This window comes from Polaribacter sp. R2A056_3_33 (assembly GCF_019278485.1).
Taxonomy (GTDB): domain Bacteria; phylum Bacteroidota; class Bacteroidia; order Flavobacteriales; family Flavobacteriaceae; genus Polaribacter.
The window spans coordinates 3,842,553-3,856,516 of sequence record NZ_CP058984.1 but is presented as its reverse complement, the minus strand read 5'-3'; the positions used below and the strand labels follow the sequence as shown (position 1 = coordinate 3,856,516).

Annotated in this window: 12 protein-coding genes; 11 read left to right on the top strand and 1 reads right to left on the bottom strand. The window is 28.6% G+C overall.

What is annotated here, in order from left to right:
- The first annotated feature begins 512 nt into the window (after positions 1-512).
- From H0I29_RS16250 to H0I29_RS16230, 5 genes are all read left to right on the top strand, one after another.
- Positions 513-1,904 (top strand): arginine decarboxylase, encoded by a 1,392-nt coding sequence (locus tag H0I29_RS16250; protein ID WP_218753362.1) that lies wholly within the window; start codon positions 513-515, stop codon positions 1,902-1,904.
- An 11-nt stretch (positions 1,905-1,915) separates the two neighbouring features.
- Entirely contained in the window at positions 1,916-2,863 is a 948-nt protein-coding gene (gene speB, locus H0I29_RS16245; protein WP_218753360.1) for an agmatinase, read from the top strand.
- 9 nt (positions 2,864-2,872) lie between these two features.
- Positions 2,873-4,405 carry a carbon-nitrogen hydrolase family protein gene (locus H0I29_RS16240; RefSeq protein ID WP_218753358.1) on the top strand — a complete coding sequence of 511 codons (1,533 nt, stop codon included), beginning with the start codon at positions 2,873-2,875 and terminating at the stop codon, positions 4,403-4,405.
- A gap of 9 nt (positions 4,406-4,414) precedes the next feature.
- Positions 4,415-5,383: a deoxyhypusine synthase family protein gene (locus H0I29_RS16235; protein ID WP_218730571.1), complete on the top strand. Its 969-nt coding sequence runs from the start codon at positions 4,415-4,417 to the stop codon at positions 5,381-5,383.
- A 67-nt stretch (positions 5,384-5,450) separates the two neighbouring features.
- Entirely contained in the window at positions 5,451-5,729 is a 279-nt protein-coding gene (locus tag H0I29_RS16230) for a hypothetical protein (RefSeq protein ID WP_218753356.1), read from the top strand.
- 66 nt (positions 5,730-5,795) lie between these two features.
- On the opposite strand, the gene H0I29_RS16225 is transcribed toward H0I29_RS16230, so the two are convergent.
- Positions 5,796-6,500: a hypothetical protein gene (locus H0I29_RS16225; RefSeq protein WP_218753354.1), complete on the bottom strand. Its 705-nt coding sequence runs from the start codon at positions 6,498-6,500 to the stop codon at positions 5,796-5,798.
- Between the two features lie 803 nt (positions 6,501-7,303).
- On the opposite strand from H0I29_RS16225, the gene H0I29_RS16220 reads away from it, so the two are divergent.
- The 6 genes from H0I29_RS16220 to H0I29_RS16195 all read left to right on the top strand — a co-directional run bounded on the left by H0I29_RS16220 (position 7,304) and on the right by H0I29_RS16195 (position 13,954).
- Entirely contained in the window at positions 7,304-7,831 is a 528-nt protein-coding gene (locus H0I29_RS16220) for a UpxY family transcription antiterminator (RefSeq protein ID WP_218753352.1), read from the top strand.
- Positions 7,832-8,278: 447 nt separating this feature from the next.
- Positions 8,279-9,730 (top strand): lipopolysaccharide biosynthesis protein, encoded by a 1,452-nt coding sequence (locus H0I29_RS16215; RefSeq protein ID WP_218753350.1) that lies wholly within the window; start codon positions 8,279-8,281, stop codon positions 9,728-9,730.
- Positions 9,723-10,289 (top strand): serine O-acetyltransferase, encoded by a 567-nt coding sequence (locus H0I29_RS16210; protein WP_218753349.1) that lies wholly within the window; start codon positions 9,723-9,725, stop codon positions 10,287-10,289. Before H0I29_RS16215 ends, H0I29_RS16210 begins: the two co-directional genes overlap by 8 nt.
- Positions 10,279-11,592 (top strand): glycosyltransferase family 4 protein, encoded by a 1,314-nt coding sequence (locus H0I29_RS16205; RefSeq protein WP_218753347.1) that lies wholly within the window; start codon positions 10,279-10,281, stop codon positions 11,590-11,592. Before H0I29_RS16210 ends, H0I29_RS16205 begins: the two co-directional genes overlap by 11 nt.
- 84 nt (positions 11,593-11,676) lie before the next feature.
- Positions 11,677-12,816: a glycosyltransferase family 1 protein gene (locus H0I29_RS16200; RefSeq protein WP_218753345.1), complete on the top strand. Its 1,140-nt coding sequence runs from the start codon at positions 11,677-11,679 to the stop codon at positions 12,814-12,816.
- A gap of 4 nt (positions 12,817-12,820) precedes the next feature.
- Positions 12,821-13,954, top strand: coding sequence for a glycosyltransferase family 4 protein (locus H0I29_RS16195; protein WP_218753343.1), 1,134 nt, complete (start codon positions 12,821-12,823; stop codon positions 13,952-13,954).
- Positions 13,955-13,964 lie beyond the last annotated feature (10 nt).

Below are 13,964 nucleotides of genomic sequence, written 5' to 3'. Positions count from 1 at the left end.
AAAACTCTGAATTTTCAGAGTTTTTTTTGTTTTAATATCTTTCCTTTAATCTGCTAAATAAAAGTTTCTTTTAGAAACTTTTATATCCTTATTTTGGTTAAATATCTTAGCTTATTATCAAGAAGTGTTTGTAACTCCTTTAATCACTATTATTTACGAGAAAAATTAATAACCAAAAAAAATGTCATTTTTTTTTTGATTTTGTTATTTGTATTCAAAAAAAATATACATTTGCTTAACTTATTTAAGTAAAATGTTTAGTTTTTCTTATTTCGGAAATATCTTTCTATCGGAGAATGAAAGTTATATCGCATTTTGGAAATGCAACGAAAAAATTAAGGTATCTCCATTTTCAATTCTTCAAGAATTGCAGCTTTTTTCAAAGTTGCACGTTGTTTACTTGCAAATATTACAGTGATAACATCCTTTTTTCAGGCTTATAATTTCTATTCTAAAACATTCGTTTGTTTTAGTTTAGACGGATTTATCATATAATTAATTAAAAAAGTAAAGTGAATACAAAATACATAGATTTAGTCGAGCAAACGTTCGATTTCCCACAAGAAGAATTCAAAACAGAAAATAATAAATTGTTTTGGCACGGAATTAATTTAATGGAATTAATAGAACAATATGGTTCACCATTAAAATTTACGTATTTGCCAAAAATTTCAGAAAACATCAACAAAGCAAAAGGATGGTTTCAAAATAGTATTGAAAAACATAACTATAAAGGAAAGTATTTTTATAGCTATTGTACAAAAAGCTCTCATTTTAAACATGTTTTACATGAAGCTTTAAAAAATGATATTCATATAGAAACATCGTCTGCTTTTGATATAGATATTGTAAATAATCTTAAAAAAGAAGGAAAGATAAAAGACAATACGTACATTATTTGTAACGGATTTAAACGTGACCAATACATTAAAAATATTGGAGGTTTAATTAATTCTGGTCATACAAATGTGATTCCTATTATTGATAATTACGAAGAAATCAACCTATTATTAGATGAAACTGATAAACAGATAAATGTTGGTATAAGAATAGCATCAGAAGAAGAGCCTAAATTTGAGTTTTATACTTCTAGATTAGGTATTGGATATAAAAATATTGTTGCTTTTTATGAGCGAGAAATCGCTACTAATACACAAGTAGATTTAAAAATGTTACATTTTTTCATCAATACAGGTATTAAAGACAATGCATATTATTGGAACGAATTGATGAAATGTTTAAACGTTTACATCAACCTAAAGAAAATATGTCCTACGTTAGATTGTTTGAATATTGGTGGCGGTTTTCCTATTAAAAATTCATTGGCATTTGATTATGATTACGAGTATATGATTGATGAAATTATCAATCAAATAAATGAAGTTTGTAAAGATGCAGGTGTAGATGTACCAAATATTTTTACAGAGTTTGGAAGTTTTACCGTTGGAGAATCTGGAGCAGCTATTTATGAGATTTTATATCAAAAGAAACAAAATGATAGAGAGCGTTGGAATATGATAAACTCTTCATTTATAACAACTTTACCAGATGCTTGGGCTATAAATAAACGTTTTATTATGTTACCAGTTAATAAATGGAACAGACAATATGAACGAGTTTTATTAGGTGGTTTAACCTGTGATAGTGATGACTATTATAATTCTGAACAACATATAAACGGAATTTATTTACCTGTTTATGAGAAAGATAATCCGTTGTATATTGGTTTTTTTAACACTGGAGCATATCAAGAATCTATTGGAGGTTTTGGAGGTTTACAGCACTGCTTAATTCCGCATCCAAAACATTTAATTTTAGATAGAGATGAAGACGGAAATTTAACTTCAAGAGTCTTTAAAGAACAACAAAAAAGTAGCGAATTATTATCAATTTTAGGATATTAAAAAGAAAAAAAATGAACAAAAATAAAACATATGCAGGAATTCCAGAAGAATTTGGAAACCTGTCAACATCAAAGATCGTAATTATTCCTATCCCTTATGATGGAACAAGTACTTGGCAAAAAGGAGCAGACAAAGGACCACAAGCTTTTTTAGAAGCATCAGAAAATATGGAATTGTATGACATAGAAACAGATTCTGAGGTTTATAAAGAAGGTGTTTATTTGGCAGATGCCATTACAGAAAATACATCACCAGAAGCTATGGTAGATGCTGTACATCAAGTTACGAAAAAGTACATTAATAGAAATAAATTTGTGACTGCTTTTGGTGGAGAGCACTCTGTGTCTATAGGAACTATAAGAGCTTTTAATGAGTGTTTTAGTAGTTTAACTGTTTTACATATTGATGCACATGCAGATTTAAGAAAAGAATATGATGGTTCTAAATGCAACCATGCTTGTGCGGTTTATGAAGCTAACCAAAATACAAATTTGGTACAAGTTGGTATTAGAAGCATGGATATTTCTGAAAAAAGAGAAATGAATTTAGATAAAGTTTTCTTTGCACATGATATGGCTGTAAATGAAGATTGGGTAGAAGATGTAATTGATCAATTAACAGAAAATGTTTTTATTACGTTTGATTTAGACGCGTTAGATCCTTCGATTATGCCATCTACCGGAACTCCAGAACCAGGTGGATTGTTTTATTATGAAACATTAGAATTCTTAAAACAAGTTTTTAAACAAAAGAATGTTGTTGGTTTTGATATGGTAGAATTGTGCCCTAATGAAAGTGAAAAATCTTCAGACTTTTTAGCTGCAAAATTGTTTTACAAAATGTTAAGTTACAAATTTGCTTCTAATGATGATAGTTATGATATTGGTGATGATGCTACTGATGTAAATCCATTTAGTAAATTGTCTAAGTTTAAAGGTGATGATAACGACGATTTTTAGTTCTATAAAATGATTAAAAACATCGAGAACATTGAGCTTCATTATTTAACGTTAACTGATTATAAACAGTTAAAAGAAGCGATGATTCAGGCATATTCAAGTATGCCAGGTTCTTATTGGAGAGAAAATCAAATTAAATCTTTGATTGATAAATTTCCAGAAGGACAAGTTATTATTAAAGTAAATGGTGAGTTAGCAGGTTGTGCATTGTCTATTAAATTAGACTATGATAGTTTCGATGATCAGCATACGTATGAAGATATTACGGGGAATTATACCTTTGATACACATGATGAAAATGGAGATGTTTTATACGGAATTGATGTTTTTATCAAAAAAGAATACAGAGGTTTACGTTTAGGTAGAAGGTTGTATGACTATCGAAAAGAACTTGCCGAAAAACAAAATTTAAGAGGAATTGCGTTTGGAGGTAGAATTCCGAATTATCATAAATATGCAGCAACATTATCGCCAAAAGAGTATATAGAAAGTGTAAAACGTAAAGAAATTCACGATCCGGTTTTAAACTTTCAGATTTCGAATGATTTTCATCCTTCAAAAATTTTAAAAGGATATTTAGAAGGTGATGAAAATTCGGGTGAGTTTGCAGTTTTATTAGAATGGGATAATATTTATTACGAGAAAAAGTCTAAAAAAGCAGCTACAAAGAAAAAAGTAGTGCGTTTAGGATTGATTCAGTGGCAAATGCGTTTGTATAAAGACTTGGAAGAATTAATGCAACAAGCAGAGTATTTTGTAGATGCAGTTTCTGCATACAGGTCGGACTTTGCATTGTTTCCAGAGTTTTTTAATGCTCCGTTAATGGCAGATAATAATCATTTACCAGAATCGGAAGCAATTAGAGAATTGGCAAAATATACGCCGCAAATTGTTCAGAAATTTTCTGAGTTGGCAATTACGTATAACATTAATATTATTACTGGTAGTATGCCAGAAATTAAAGATGAATTGTTGTACAATGCGGGTTATATCTGTAAAAGAGATGGATCTACAGAACGTTATGAAAAATTGCATGTTACACCAGATGAAGCAAAAGTTTGGGGAATGCAAGGAGGAAATGAGTTAAAAACGTTTGATACGGATTGTGGTAAAATTGGCGTATTAATTTGTTATGATTCTGAGTTTCCAGAATTAAGTAGACTTTTAGCAGAAGAAGGAATGGATATTTTGTTTGTTCCGTTTTTAACGGATACGCAAAATGGATATTCTAGAGTACGTCATTGTGCACAAGCTAGAGCTATAGAAAACGAGTGTTACGTAGCTATTGCTGGTAGTGTTGGTAATTTACCAAAAGTAAATAATATGGATATTCAATACGCACAATCTATGGTATTTACACCTTGCGACTTTTCTTTTCCTGCAAACGGGATAAAGGCAGAAGCAACTACAAATACTGAAATGATTTTAATTGCAGATGTAGATTTAGATTTACTAAAGGATTTAAACCAGTTTGGTAGCGTACGAAATTTAAAAGATAGAAGAACAGATATATTTGAAGTAAGAAAACTTCCAAAAAAATAAAAAAACAAAATGAGCAAACATATTACAAATTTTATAGAAAAATACTTTTTACACTTTAACGCTGCAGCTTTAGTAGATGCTGCAAAAGGGTACGAAGCACAATTAAACAAAGGATCTAAAATGTTAGTTTCTTTAGCAGGAGCAATGAGTACTGCCGAATTAGGGAAGATCTTTGCAGAAATGATTCGTAAAGATAAAGTACAAATTGTTTCTTGTACAGGTGCAAACTTAGAGGAAGATGTTATGAATCTTGTTGCACATTCTCATTACAAACGTGTGCCTAATTATAGAGATTTAACGCCACAAGACGAGTGGGATTTACTTGAAAAAGGATTAAACAGAGTTACAGATACTTGCATACCAGAAGAAGAAGCTTTTAGAAGAATTCAAGAACATATTGTAAAAATATGGAAAGATGCAGAAGCTAAAGGTGAGCGTTACTTACCACATGAATACATGTACAAATTATTACTATCTGGTGTTTTAGAGCAATATTACGAGATAGATATTAAAGATTCTTGGATGTATGCTGCTGCAGAAAAAAACTTGCCAATTATTTGTCCGGGTTGGGAAGATTCTACCATGGGTAATATTTTTGCTTCTTACGTGTTAAAAGGAGAATTAAAAGCAAGCACTGTAAAATCTGGAATTGAGTACATGACGTTCCTTGCAGATTGGTATACAAATAATTCGGAAAACGGAATTGGTTTCTTCCAAATAGGAGGTGGGATTGCAGGAGATTTTCCTATTTGTGTGGTGCCAATGTTGTACCAAGACATGGAAAAACCAGAAACACCATTTTGGAGTTATTTCTGTCAAATTTCTGATTCTACAACAAGTTATGGTTCATATTCTGGAGCAGTACCAAATGAAAAAATTACTTGGGGTAAATTAGATATTGATACGCCAAAGTTTATTATAGAAAGTGATGCAACGATTGTGGCACCATTAATTTTTGCTTATTTATTAGAAATGTAGCGTCGCAGATGCTTTTATTATAAAAGCAGAATTGCTAATTTTTAACTTATAATTAAAAAATATAAAAATGAAAAGAGTAATCGTAGAATACGCAAAATTGACTACTGATATATTAGATATGTTGGTAGAAAAGTATCCTGACGGATATGACTATGAAGACATTATTTCCTTTAAAAATGCAAAAGGAGAAACTGTAAAAGCGGTAGAAGTGAAGACAGAAGAAACTATTTATCTTGTAAAAATCAGTTCTAAGCTAGAACAGACTATGGAGGATTATGCAGAAGATGAAGATTCTTTTGATGAGGATGGAGATATAGATGTTGATGATATAGAGGGGGAAATATAGGTAAAAACAAAAATAGCTTGGAAATTTTTCTAAGCTATTTTTTTATCAAGAATAATTATTCTTTTATTAATTCATTGCAGGGTCAGACCTTTTAACACCAGCATTTGTATGTACATTACCAACTTCTGTAATTACTACCCCTTCCGGACCCGCCATTTGCCAATGAGCAGATTCAACTTCTTCTAATTTAGCAAAATCACCTTCATTTGCTTCAATAATATGATTTGCTGTTACTTTTCCATCCCAGTGAAACTGAGGAACTATAACTTGAGGGAAATCGGCTCTATTGTCAACACCAACACCAGCTACATAACTTTTTCCGTGTCTTACAACCCAACCTTCCATTTTTGCAGGGTTTCCATCTGCAGCAAAGTGCATGTGCTCTCCTAACATTTGACCTGGAAGTAAAAAGATGTCCATAAGCATGTATTTATCTACTTCATTGTTTACAAACATTATAGAAGCTAAACCTAATTCGGCATATTTTCCTTTGTTATAATCGGTAAGCCAAATTCTTTCACGTAAACCTTCAAAAACAGGGTAATCGTGATAAGCTAACATTTCCATTAATGCACCTTTTGCTTTTTCTTCTAAGAATTTTCCATCAGCGTCATAAAACTGTCCATTGGTGAATGTTAATTCTTTTTTAGCAATTTGCTTTAGTTCTGTAGTTTCATTTTCTTCCGTATTTGCTTTTTTCTCTACTTTGTCTGCACAACTTGTAAATAAAATTGAAATTAATAAAGCGATTAATAATGATTGTTTTTTCATGAATTTGGTTTTTAATTTAATACATAAAATTTATGTACAGTTTTTTCAAATTTAAGATTTTTGCTAATTATTCTATATTAAGAAAAGCACTTTAACATAAATTATAGAAAGTAATATTTTTTTATAAATTATAAAAGAGTGTTTTACCCTAAATTATAAAGGTTAATACTTATTTTTTTATAAATTGAAAGTGGATAAATTATCTTGAATAGTAATTATCTTCTTTTTTTATATAATAAGTAGACATGTAGATTTAATTCATTTTTTTATAAAATATCTGTTTTTTGATGTTGTTATTCCTAAAAATGTAAAATTATTCTTATAAAATTACTTAAAACTTAATATCTGGTTTTATTATTTATGAGGAAGAATAGAGCTTAATAAAAAAACAGATTTTTTTTGTTAATTAAATTTGTTCAAGAATCAAAATGGTATAAATTAGCACTGTATAAATATAAATAATTAATCTACTGTTTATCAAATCCATTTTATATTGGTATCAATAAACAATAGTAAATTTCTCCCTAAATTATTTATTATATATCATTTTTATTTTTCTAAGTACTAGCATCGTCGTCATTTTTTTTTGTTTTAAATTTCTATAATTTACTACTCAGAATGTGATTTTCGATGGCGAAGCCGTAAAATAGATGCAAATACCTTCCCCTAATTTTTACTGTTGAATATACTCCTTTATCAAGAAGTTTTTCACGTACATAAATTTCCCCTTAAAATATTAATAACCATTACTGTTGTAGTTAATATAAACACATATTAATTGGAGATAAGAAAAACGTTACAGTATGAATACAATCAGAAAAAGAAAAGAAGAATTACAATGGTTTGCCGTCTATACAAGACCTAAGGCCGAACAAAAAGTAAAGGAAAGACTATCTGTTGCTGGGTTTGATACTTTTTTGCCAATGCAAACTGTAGTTAAACAATGGAGTGATCGTAAAAAGAAAACACAAGTTCCTTTTATTAATTCTTATGTTTTTGTAAAATCAACCCAGAAAAATTTAGCTCAAATTTACCCAACAGCAGGGGTACTAACTATTTTAAAATATTTAGGAAATTATGCTGTAGTTAAAAATTATGAAATTGAAAATTTAAGAATTCTGTCTACAAATAGTTATTCACTAACCACAGTGTATAAGAGACCAACAGATTTCGCTAAAGGAACAAAAATAACTGTTTCTGAAGGAGCCTTTAAAGGTTTGTATGGTAATTATTTATCTAATTCAGGGAAAGACAAAGTGATTATAGAAATGGAAGCCTTAGGGAGTTATGTAGAAGTAACCTTGCCTATAAATAGTCTGCAAAAAATATGATGCTTTTTAATTTAAAAGACTGTTTCAAAAAAAACATATTTATTAATTAATAAAAACAGATAGCTATGAGCGTAATTAAAAAAGTTTTAAGAGTTGCATTAGTAGCAACAGTAGGTATGGTATTAATTGCTGTTGTGAATTTTATAATGTTTCCATAAAAATCAACTATTTTATTAAAAGGAATTCTAGATTTATCTAACTGATAATGTTTTTTTAGATAGTAACGATACAGCGTTAAAAGAACTTAAGCCAATAGGCATTTGTAAAAAAAGGATTTTAATGGGGTATTAGTAAGTTTCGTTGTCTACAATTATTTATATGTTAGAAAGTAAAGGAGTTTTTTTAAATAATCTAGTTTTAAGAGAGTGTAATTCTATTAATAATATTGAGGTAGAGTCTTCAATACAGTGAAGAAGTTAATATTCTGAAAATAGGATATAAAGTTAAATGACAAGTTTAAAGAAAAAAAGTTTAACAGGTCTTGTTTGGGACTTTGTTGGGAAATTAGGACTGCAAGGAGTTGGCTTTTTTGTTTCCATAATTTTAGCTAGAATTCTATTACCAGAAGATTTTGGTTTATTGGCCATAATTACCGTTTTTATAAATTTAGCAAATGTCTTTTTAGATTTTGGTTTTAGTACAGCTTTAGTTCAGCGAACTAATGTAACTAATGAACATTACGCTTCTGTTTTTTTTATGAATGTAATTATGGGAGTCTTTTTAGGAGGACTTGTGTTTTTTACAGCTCCATTAGTTGCTAGTTTTTATGAGAAAGAAGTATTAACAAATCTTATTAGAGTTATGTCTTTTAGTTTTGTTATAAATTCATTTGGTAATGTAACCAGAGCGTATTTAAGAAGGATCATGAATTTTAAGATCATATCTGTATCCAATATTATATCTGCTTTTATTAGTGGTTTTATAGCTGTATATATGGCATATAATGGTTATGGAGTATGGAGTTTGGTTGTGCAAATATTGATTTCAGAAATACTTAACAATATTTTAATTTTTGTACTAAGTAAGTTTCGCTTTAAACTAGTTTTTAGTCTGAAGGCAGTAAAAGAATTATGGGGATTTGGATCGAAAATTTTTTTAACAGGAGTTTTAGATACTATATTTATAAATTTAGATTCGTTAATAATTGGAAAAATATTAAATCCAGCCACTTTAGGATATTACTATAGGTCAAAATCTTTAGAAAATTTTTCATTTAGATATACAGCTTCTACATTATCAAATATTTTATTACCTAGTTTAAGTACTATTAATAACGAACCAATTGTATATAAAAATACAGTTTTAAAACTTTTTAAGATAATTTCATTTGTGTCTTTTCTTGCTTGTGGAGTATTTTTAGTTGGAGCACATGAAATTATATTATTGTTGTTTTCTGATAAATGGGAACCTTCAGTACGTATATTTCAAATAATTATATTTGGTGCTTTTGCACCACAAATTTTTAATTTATTTTATAATATATTATTAAGTAAAGGGTTGTCTGGGTTGTATTTAAAGATTAATGTTTTTAGTAAGATATTGTTTTTTGCAAATTTTATTTTTTTGTTTTATGGGAATTTAAATAGCTATTTAATAGGCTTCGTTTGTGCTCAGATTATTGTTTTTTTTACAGGTTTAATAGTGATTTCAGAAAAATTAAACTTTAAAAATGAATTGTATTACATCTCAATTAAAAATATGATTATCTACCTAGTTTCAATATTAATTATTTTTGGATTGAAACAATATGTTTATTTACAAATCTTACATATAGACCTTTTAATCTCTTCAATTACTTTTTTAATTGTGTTTTTGACTTTCAATTTTGTATTCATGAAAAAGGATTTAATTTTAATGGTCAAAGAAATTAAAGAAGTGTTAAATATAAAAAATGGTTAAAAATAAAAACATCTTAAAACACTATCTTCAGGAAGATGCTAAAGCTAATGATATAATTTCTTTAACTAATTACGAATTATTTTTAACAATTTTTACACCTAATTTATTATGGTTATTTCTTAAATATTTAAGACATTATGAATATTATTTGAATGCAAATAAAAAAGACATAGCATCTAGATTAAAGCGAAAATATTATCTAGTTAAATATAAAAAGTTAGGCTATAAATTAGGTTTTTCTATACCACCAAATGTTTTTGGGCCAGGTCTTAGAATACCACATTATGGAACAATCGTTGTTCATCCTTTTGCAAAAGTAGGAGCTAATTGTGTATTACAAGCTGGTGTTAATATAGGAATTAATAATAATGGAGTTCCAATTATTGGGAGTAATGTTTACATAGGTCCTGGTGCTAAATTAATGGGTAATATAAAAATTGGTAATGATGTTGCTATTGGAGCAAATGCAGTTGTTACAAAATCTTTTCCTGAATCTAATATAACTATTGTGGGTATTCCTGCAAAAATAATAAAGTATACAAAGGCAGATGAACGATAAAAAACCTTTAAAGATTTTAATAATATCATCAGCTAATTTTTTCTCTAATTATGGAGGAGGTCAGGTTTATGTAAAAAACATTGTAAACCAAATGATTGCGCAAGATATAGATGTTAGTATTGCAACACCAGTAATTTCTGGGTCAAAGTTATCTCACTATAAAGAAAAACCTGTTTATACTTTTACGAATAAAATGTTAGAGGGAGATTTATTAGAATTAAGAAATTTTATAAAAGAGATTAAACCAACAATAGTGCATCTTCATGGTTTTAAGGCTCCTTTTTCTTTGGCCTGTAAATCATTAGGTATACCATGTGTTGTTACGGCGCATCATGGTGGTTTAGTTTGTCCGGCAGGAGCATTGTTAAATTCTAAAGATAAAATTTGTACGGTTGCAGCATCAGGTACCAACTGTTTACCTTGTGTATTAAGGAATGTAAAGGGAGGTACATTTACTTTAGCACTACAAAAGTTTATTCCATTTAAATTACGGTTAGCAATTGGTAAAGTATTTAATAAAATTCCTTTTATTTATTATGTTACACCCATTGTTACTACTACCGTTTCTATAGAGAATAAAAAAATGGAATGGGAAAATATTTATAATAATGCAAGTTTATTAATAGCTCCATCAACAGCTATTAAAAAAGCAATGTTACGGAATGGAGCTCCGGAAAATAAAATAAAAATTATTACTCATGGAATACCTTCTATAAATGTAAATAAAATTACTGAGGTAAAGAAAGACATAGAAGTATCAAAAGAAAAGAAACCCGTAAAGTTTTTTTATATAGGAAGAATTTGCAGAGAGAAAGGTGTACATGTTATGTTGGAAGCCTTTAATAATTTAACCTTACCTGCAGAAATTCATGTTATAGGAGGTACAGGTAATCATTTGGAAGAAAAGTATTTAAAATATTTGAAAAAAAAATACAAAAACGAAAACATCATTTGGCATGGTAAAGTACTTCCAGGTGAAGTAAATGAAAAAATAAAAATGTTTGATGTTATGATACATCCTGCTTTCTTTTTAGAAGTATTTGGACTTACCATCGCTGAATCTTTACTAATGGGTAAACCTGTAATAGCAACAAAATGTGGTGGAGCAGAAATGCAAATTATTCACAATAAAAATGGTTTATTAATAGCTCCTAATAATGTTAATGCATTAAAGAAAGCAATAATAGAGATAATAGAATCGCCAGATTTATTACTTAAGTTAAAACAAAAAACCACTTTAAAAGTAAACTTAATAGATAATCATGTACAAGATTTAATGAAAGTTTATAGAGGTTTTGTATAAACAACTTAAGAGAGCATTTATTTCATCGACTTCTAAAATTAGATTATTTCTTAAGTATCAATTGTCCAGGGTTTATAGGTAATTATGAAAAAAATATTATTTGACATTAATTCTGTTGTTCCTTATTTATTAACGGGTAAAACTACAGGAGTGGGCAGAACTACTTTAGAGTTAATTGATTCGTTTTCTAAATTAGAAGAAAATTTACCTTTTGAGATTATTTTGTATTCTCAAAACATGAAAGGGATTGGAGCAAAAGATTTTATTGATGATTTTAAAACAAAGCATTTATACCTGCCACATCGAGAAGTTATCAATAAAATAATTGAAAAATTACCAATAAAAGAAAGCTTTACAAAATACGACTTAATGCATGTTCCTCATAATTATGCTCGGATTTATAAACCCGAAAAAGCCATTATAACTTTACATGATGCCTTATTTATGAAAATACAAGAAAAAGCTTTTAATCATAATCAAATGGTAAAAGATGTACCGCCTTTAATGCAGCAGTGTAAAGGGATTATAACTTGTTCTGAAGCCTCTAAAAAAGATATTGTTGAAACGATGCAAATAGATCCCTCTAAAATTGATGTAGTTTATTGGGGAGTAAAACACGAGGTGTTTTATAAATTATTAAAAGATGATTTACTAAAAAAAGGAATTGAAAAGGTAGTTGGAATTGATTCTCCATACTTTTTAAGCGTATCGTGTAATGCAGAACGTAAAAATACACACAAGTTAGTTGAAGCATATATACAGTTATCTAAACAGTCTCCTATGAATGATTTAGTACTTATTTGGGGAAATCCACCTTTGTATGTTTTAGAAATGATAGAGAAATCTAAATGCAAAGAAAGAATTCATTTTATATCAAACATTACAGATAGCGAATTATCTATCATGTACAATGGAGCAACAGCGTTGGTGTTTCCAACTTCTTATGAAGGTTTTGGATTGCCTATTTTAGAAGCCATGGCTTGTGGTTGCCCTGTTATAGCATGTAGTAATAGTTCTCTAAAAGAAGTGGGGGGGAATGCTGCTTTATATCTAAAATCTTCAGAACCAGAGGATATTTGTTATGCGCTCGAACAATTTGAAAATAAGTCTTTTGACATAGATGAATTAAAAAAGAAAGGATTGGTACAAGCTTCCAAATTTATTTGGAGAGATACAGCTTTAAAATATATTACTATTTATAATAAATATTTAGCCATTAATTAATAGAATGAAAATTGTATATATTATTAATTCTTTAGAAAATTCTGGCGGTATGGAACGCGTTTTAACTTCTAAGGTTAATTGGCTTGCATCTCAAGGAAAATTTGAGGTAATTATTATTTCTAGAACTGATAATAAAAACGGCTGTTTTTTTGATCTTGATAAAAATATAACTGTCGAAAACTTAAATTTAAAACAGTCTAACAGTAATATTTTAAATCTAATTTTTAAAACGGATAGAAAAAAGTTTAAAAAGGAGTTATCTAAAAAATTATTCAAATTAAAACCTGATATCACTATTAGTATGTTTGGAGATGAATATCAGTTTTTACATACGATTAAGGATGGTAGTAAAAAAATTATCGAATTTCATTTCTCTAAAAACTATTTGAGTCACTTAATGTCAAATATACCTAATCTATCATTTAGAAGGCTTCGAAAATTATATGCTTCGTATCTACAGTACAAGCAGCAAAGGGTAGTTTTAAAGTATGATAAGTTTGTGTTGTTAACTGAAAAAGATCAATTACTGTGGAATAATCCTGTAAATAGTTCTGTAATTTCAAATCCTTTATCTTTTAATTCTATAGAAAAATCGAATGGTAAACAAAAAGAAATTATAGCCATTGGTAGGTTTATAGCGCAAAAAGGATTTGACTTATTAATTAAAGGTTTTAGTTTAATAGCAAAAAATAATCCCGATTGGAAAGTAACGATTTATGGTGAAGGTCAAGATCAAGATTATTTATTAGAGCTTATAAAAAGTTATAATTTACAAGATATAATTTTATTAAAACCACCAACAAAAAAGATTAAAGAAGCATTATTAAATAGTTCTATACTCGCTTTTCCGTCAAGATATGAAGGCTTTGGGTTGGTGTTAACAGAAGCAATGGAATGTGGGGTCCCTTGTGTAGCTTTTAATTGTGAATGTGGTCCTTCAGAAATTATAACTGATGAAAAAGACGGTTATTTAATAGCGGATTTTAACGTAGAAAATTTTTCAAAATCTTTAGAAAAATTAATGATAAATAAGGAATTAAGGTTGTTAATGGGAGAAAAAGCATCGCAGAATGTGAAACGTTTTCATATAGATGAAATTATGAGAAAGTGGACTAAATTATTTAATGATACAATATGAATATTCTAAT

Excerpts from the sequence above, each read along its gene's own strand:
- H0I29_RS16215 (WP_218753350.1), top strand. The coding sequence starts at position 8,279 with ATGACAAGTTTAAAGAAAAAAAGTTTAACAGGTCTTGTTTGGGACTTT.
- H0I29_RS16230 (WP_218753356.1), top strand. The coding sequence starts at position 5,451 with ATGAAAAGAGTAATCGTAGAATACGCAAAATTGACTACTGATATATTA.
- H0I29_RS16210 (WP_218753349.1), top strand. The coding sequence starts at position 9,723 with ATGGTTAAAAATAAAAACATCTTAAAACACTATCTTCAGGAAGATGCT.
- H0I29_RS16225 (WP_218753354.1), bottom strand. The coding sequence starts at position 6,500 with ATGAAAAAACAATCATTATTAATCGCTTTATTAATTTCAATTTTATTT.
- H0I29_RS16195 (WP_218753343.1), top strand. The coding sequence starts at position 12,821 with ATGAAAATTGTATATATTATTAATTCTTTAGAAAATTCTGGCGGTATG.
- H0I29_RS16240 (WP_218753358.1), top strand. The coding sequence starts at position 2,873 with ATGATTAAAAACATCGAGAACATTGAGCTTCATTATTTAACGTTAACT.
- H0I29_RS16235 (WP_218730571.1), top strand. The coding sequence starts at position 4,415 with ATGAGCAAACATATTACAAATTTTATAGAAAAATACTTTTTACACTTT.
- H0I29_RS16200 (WP_218753345.1), top strand. The coding sequence starts at position 11,677 with ATGAAAAAAATATTATTTGACATTAATTCTGTTGTTCCTTATTTATTA.
- H0I29_RS16205 (WP_218753347.1), top strand. The coding sequence starts at position 10,279 with ATGAACGATAAAAAACCTTTAAAGATTTTAATAATATCATCAGCTAAT.
- H0I29_RS16220 (WP_218753352.1), top strand. The coding sequence starts at position 7,304 with ATGAATACAATCAGAAAAAGAAAAGAAGAATTACAATGGTTTGCCGTC.
- speB (WP_218753360.1), top strand. The coding sequence starts at position 1,916 with ATGAACAAAAATAAAACATATGCAGGAATTCCAGAAGAATTTGGAAAC.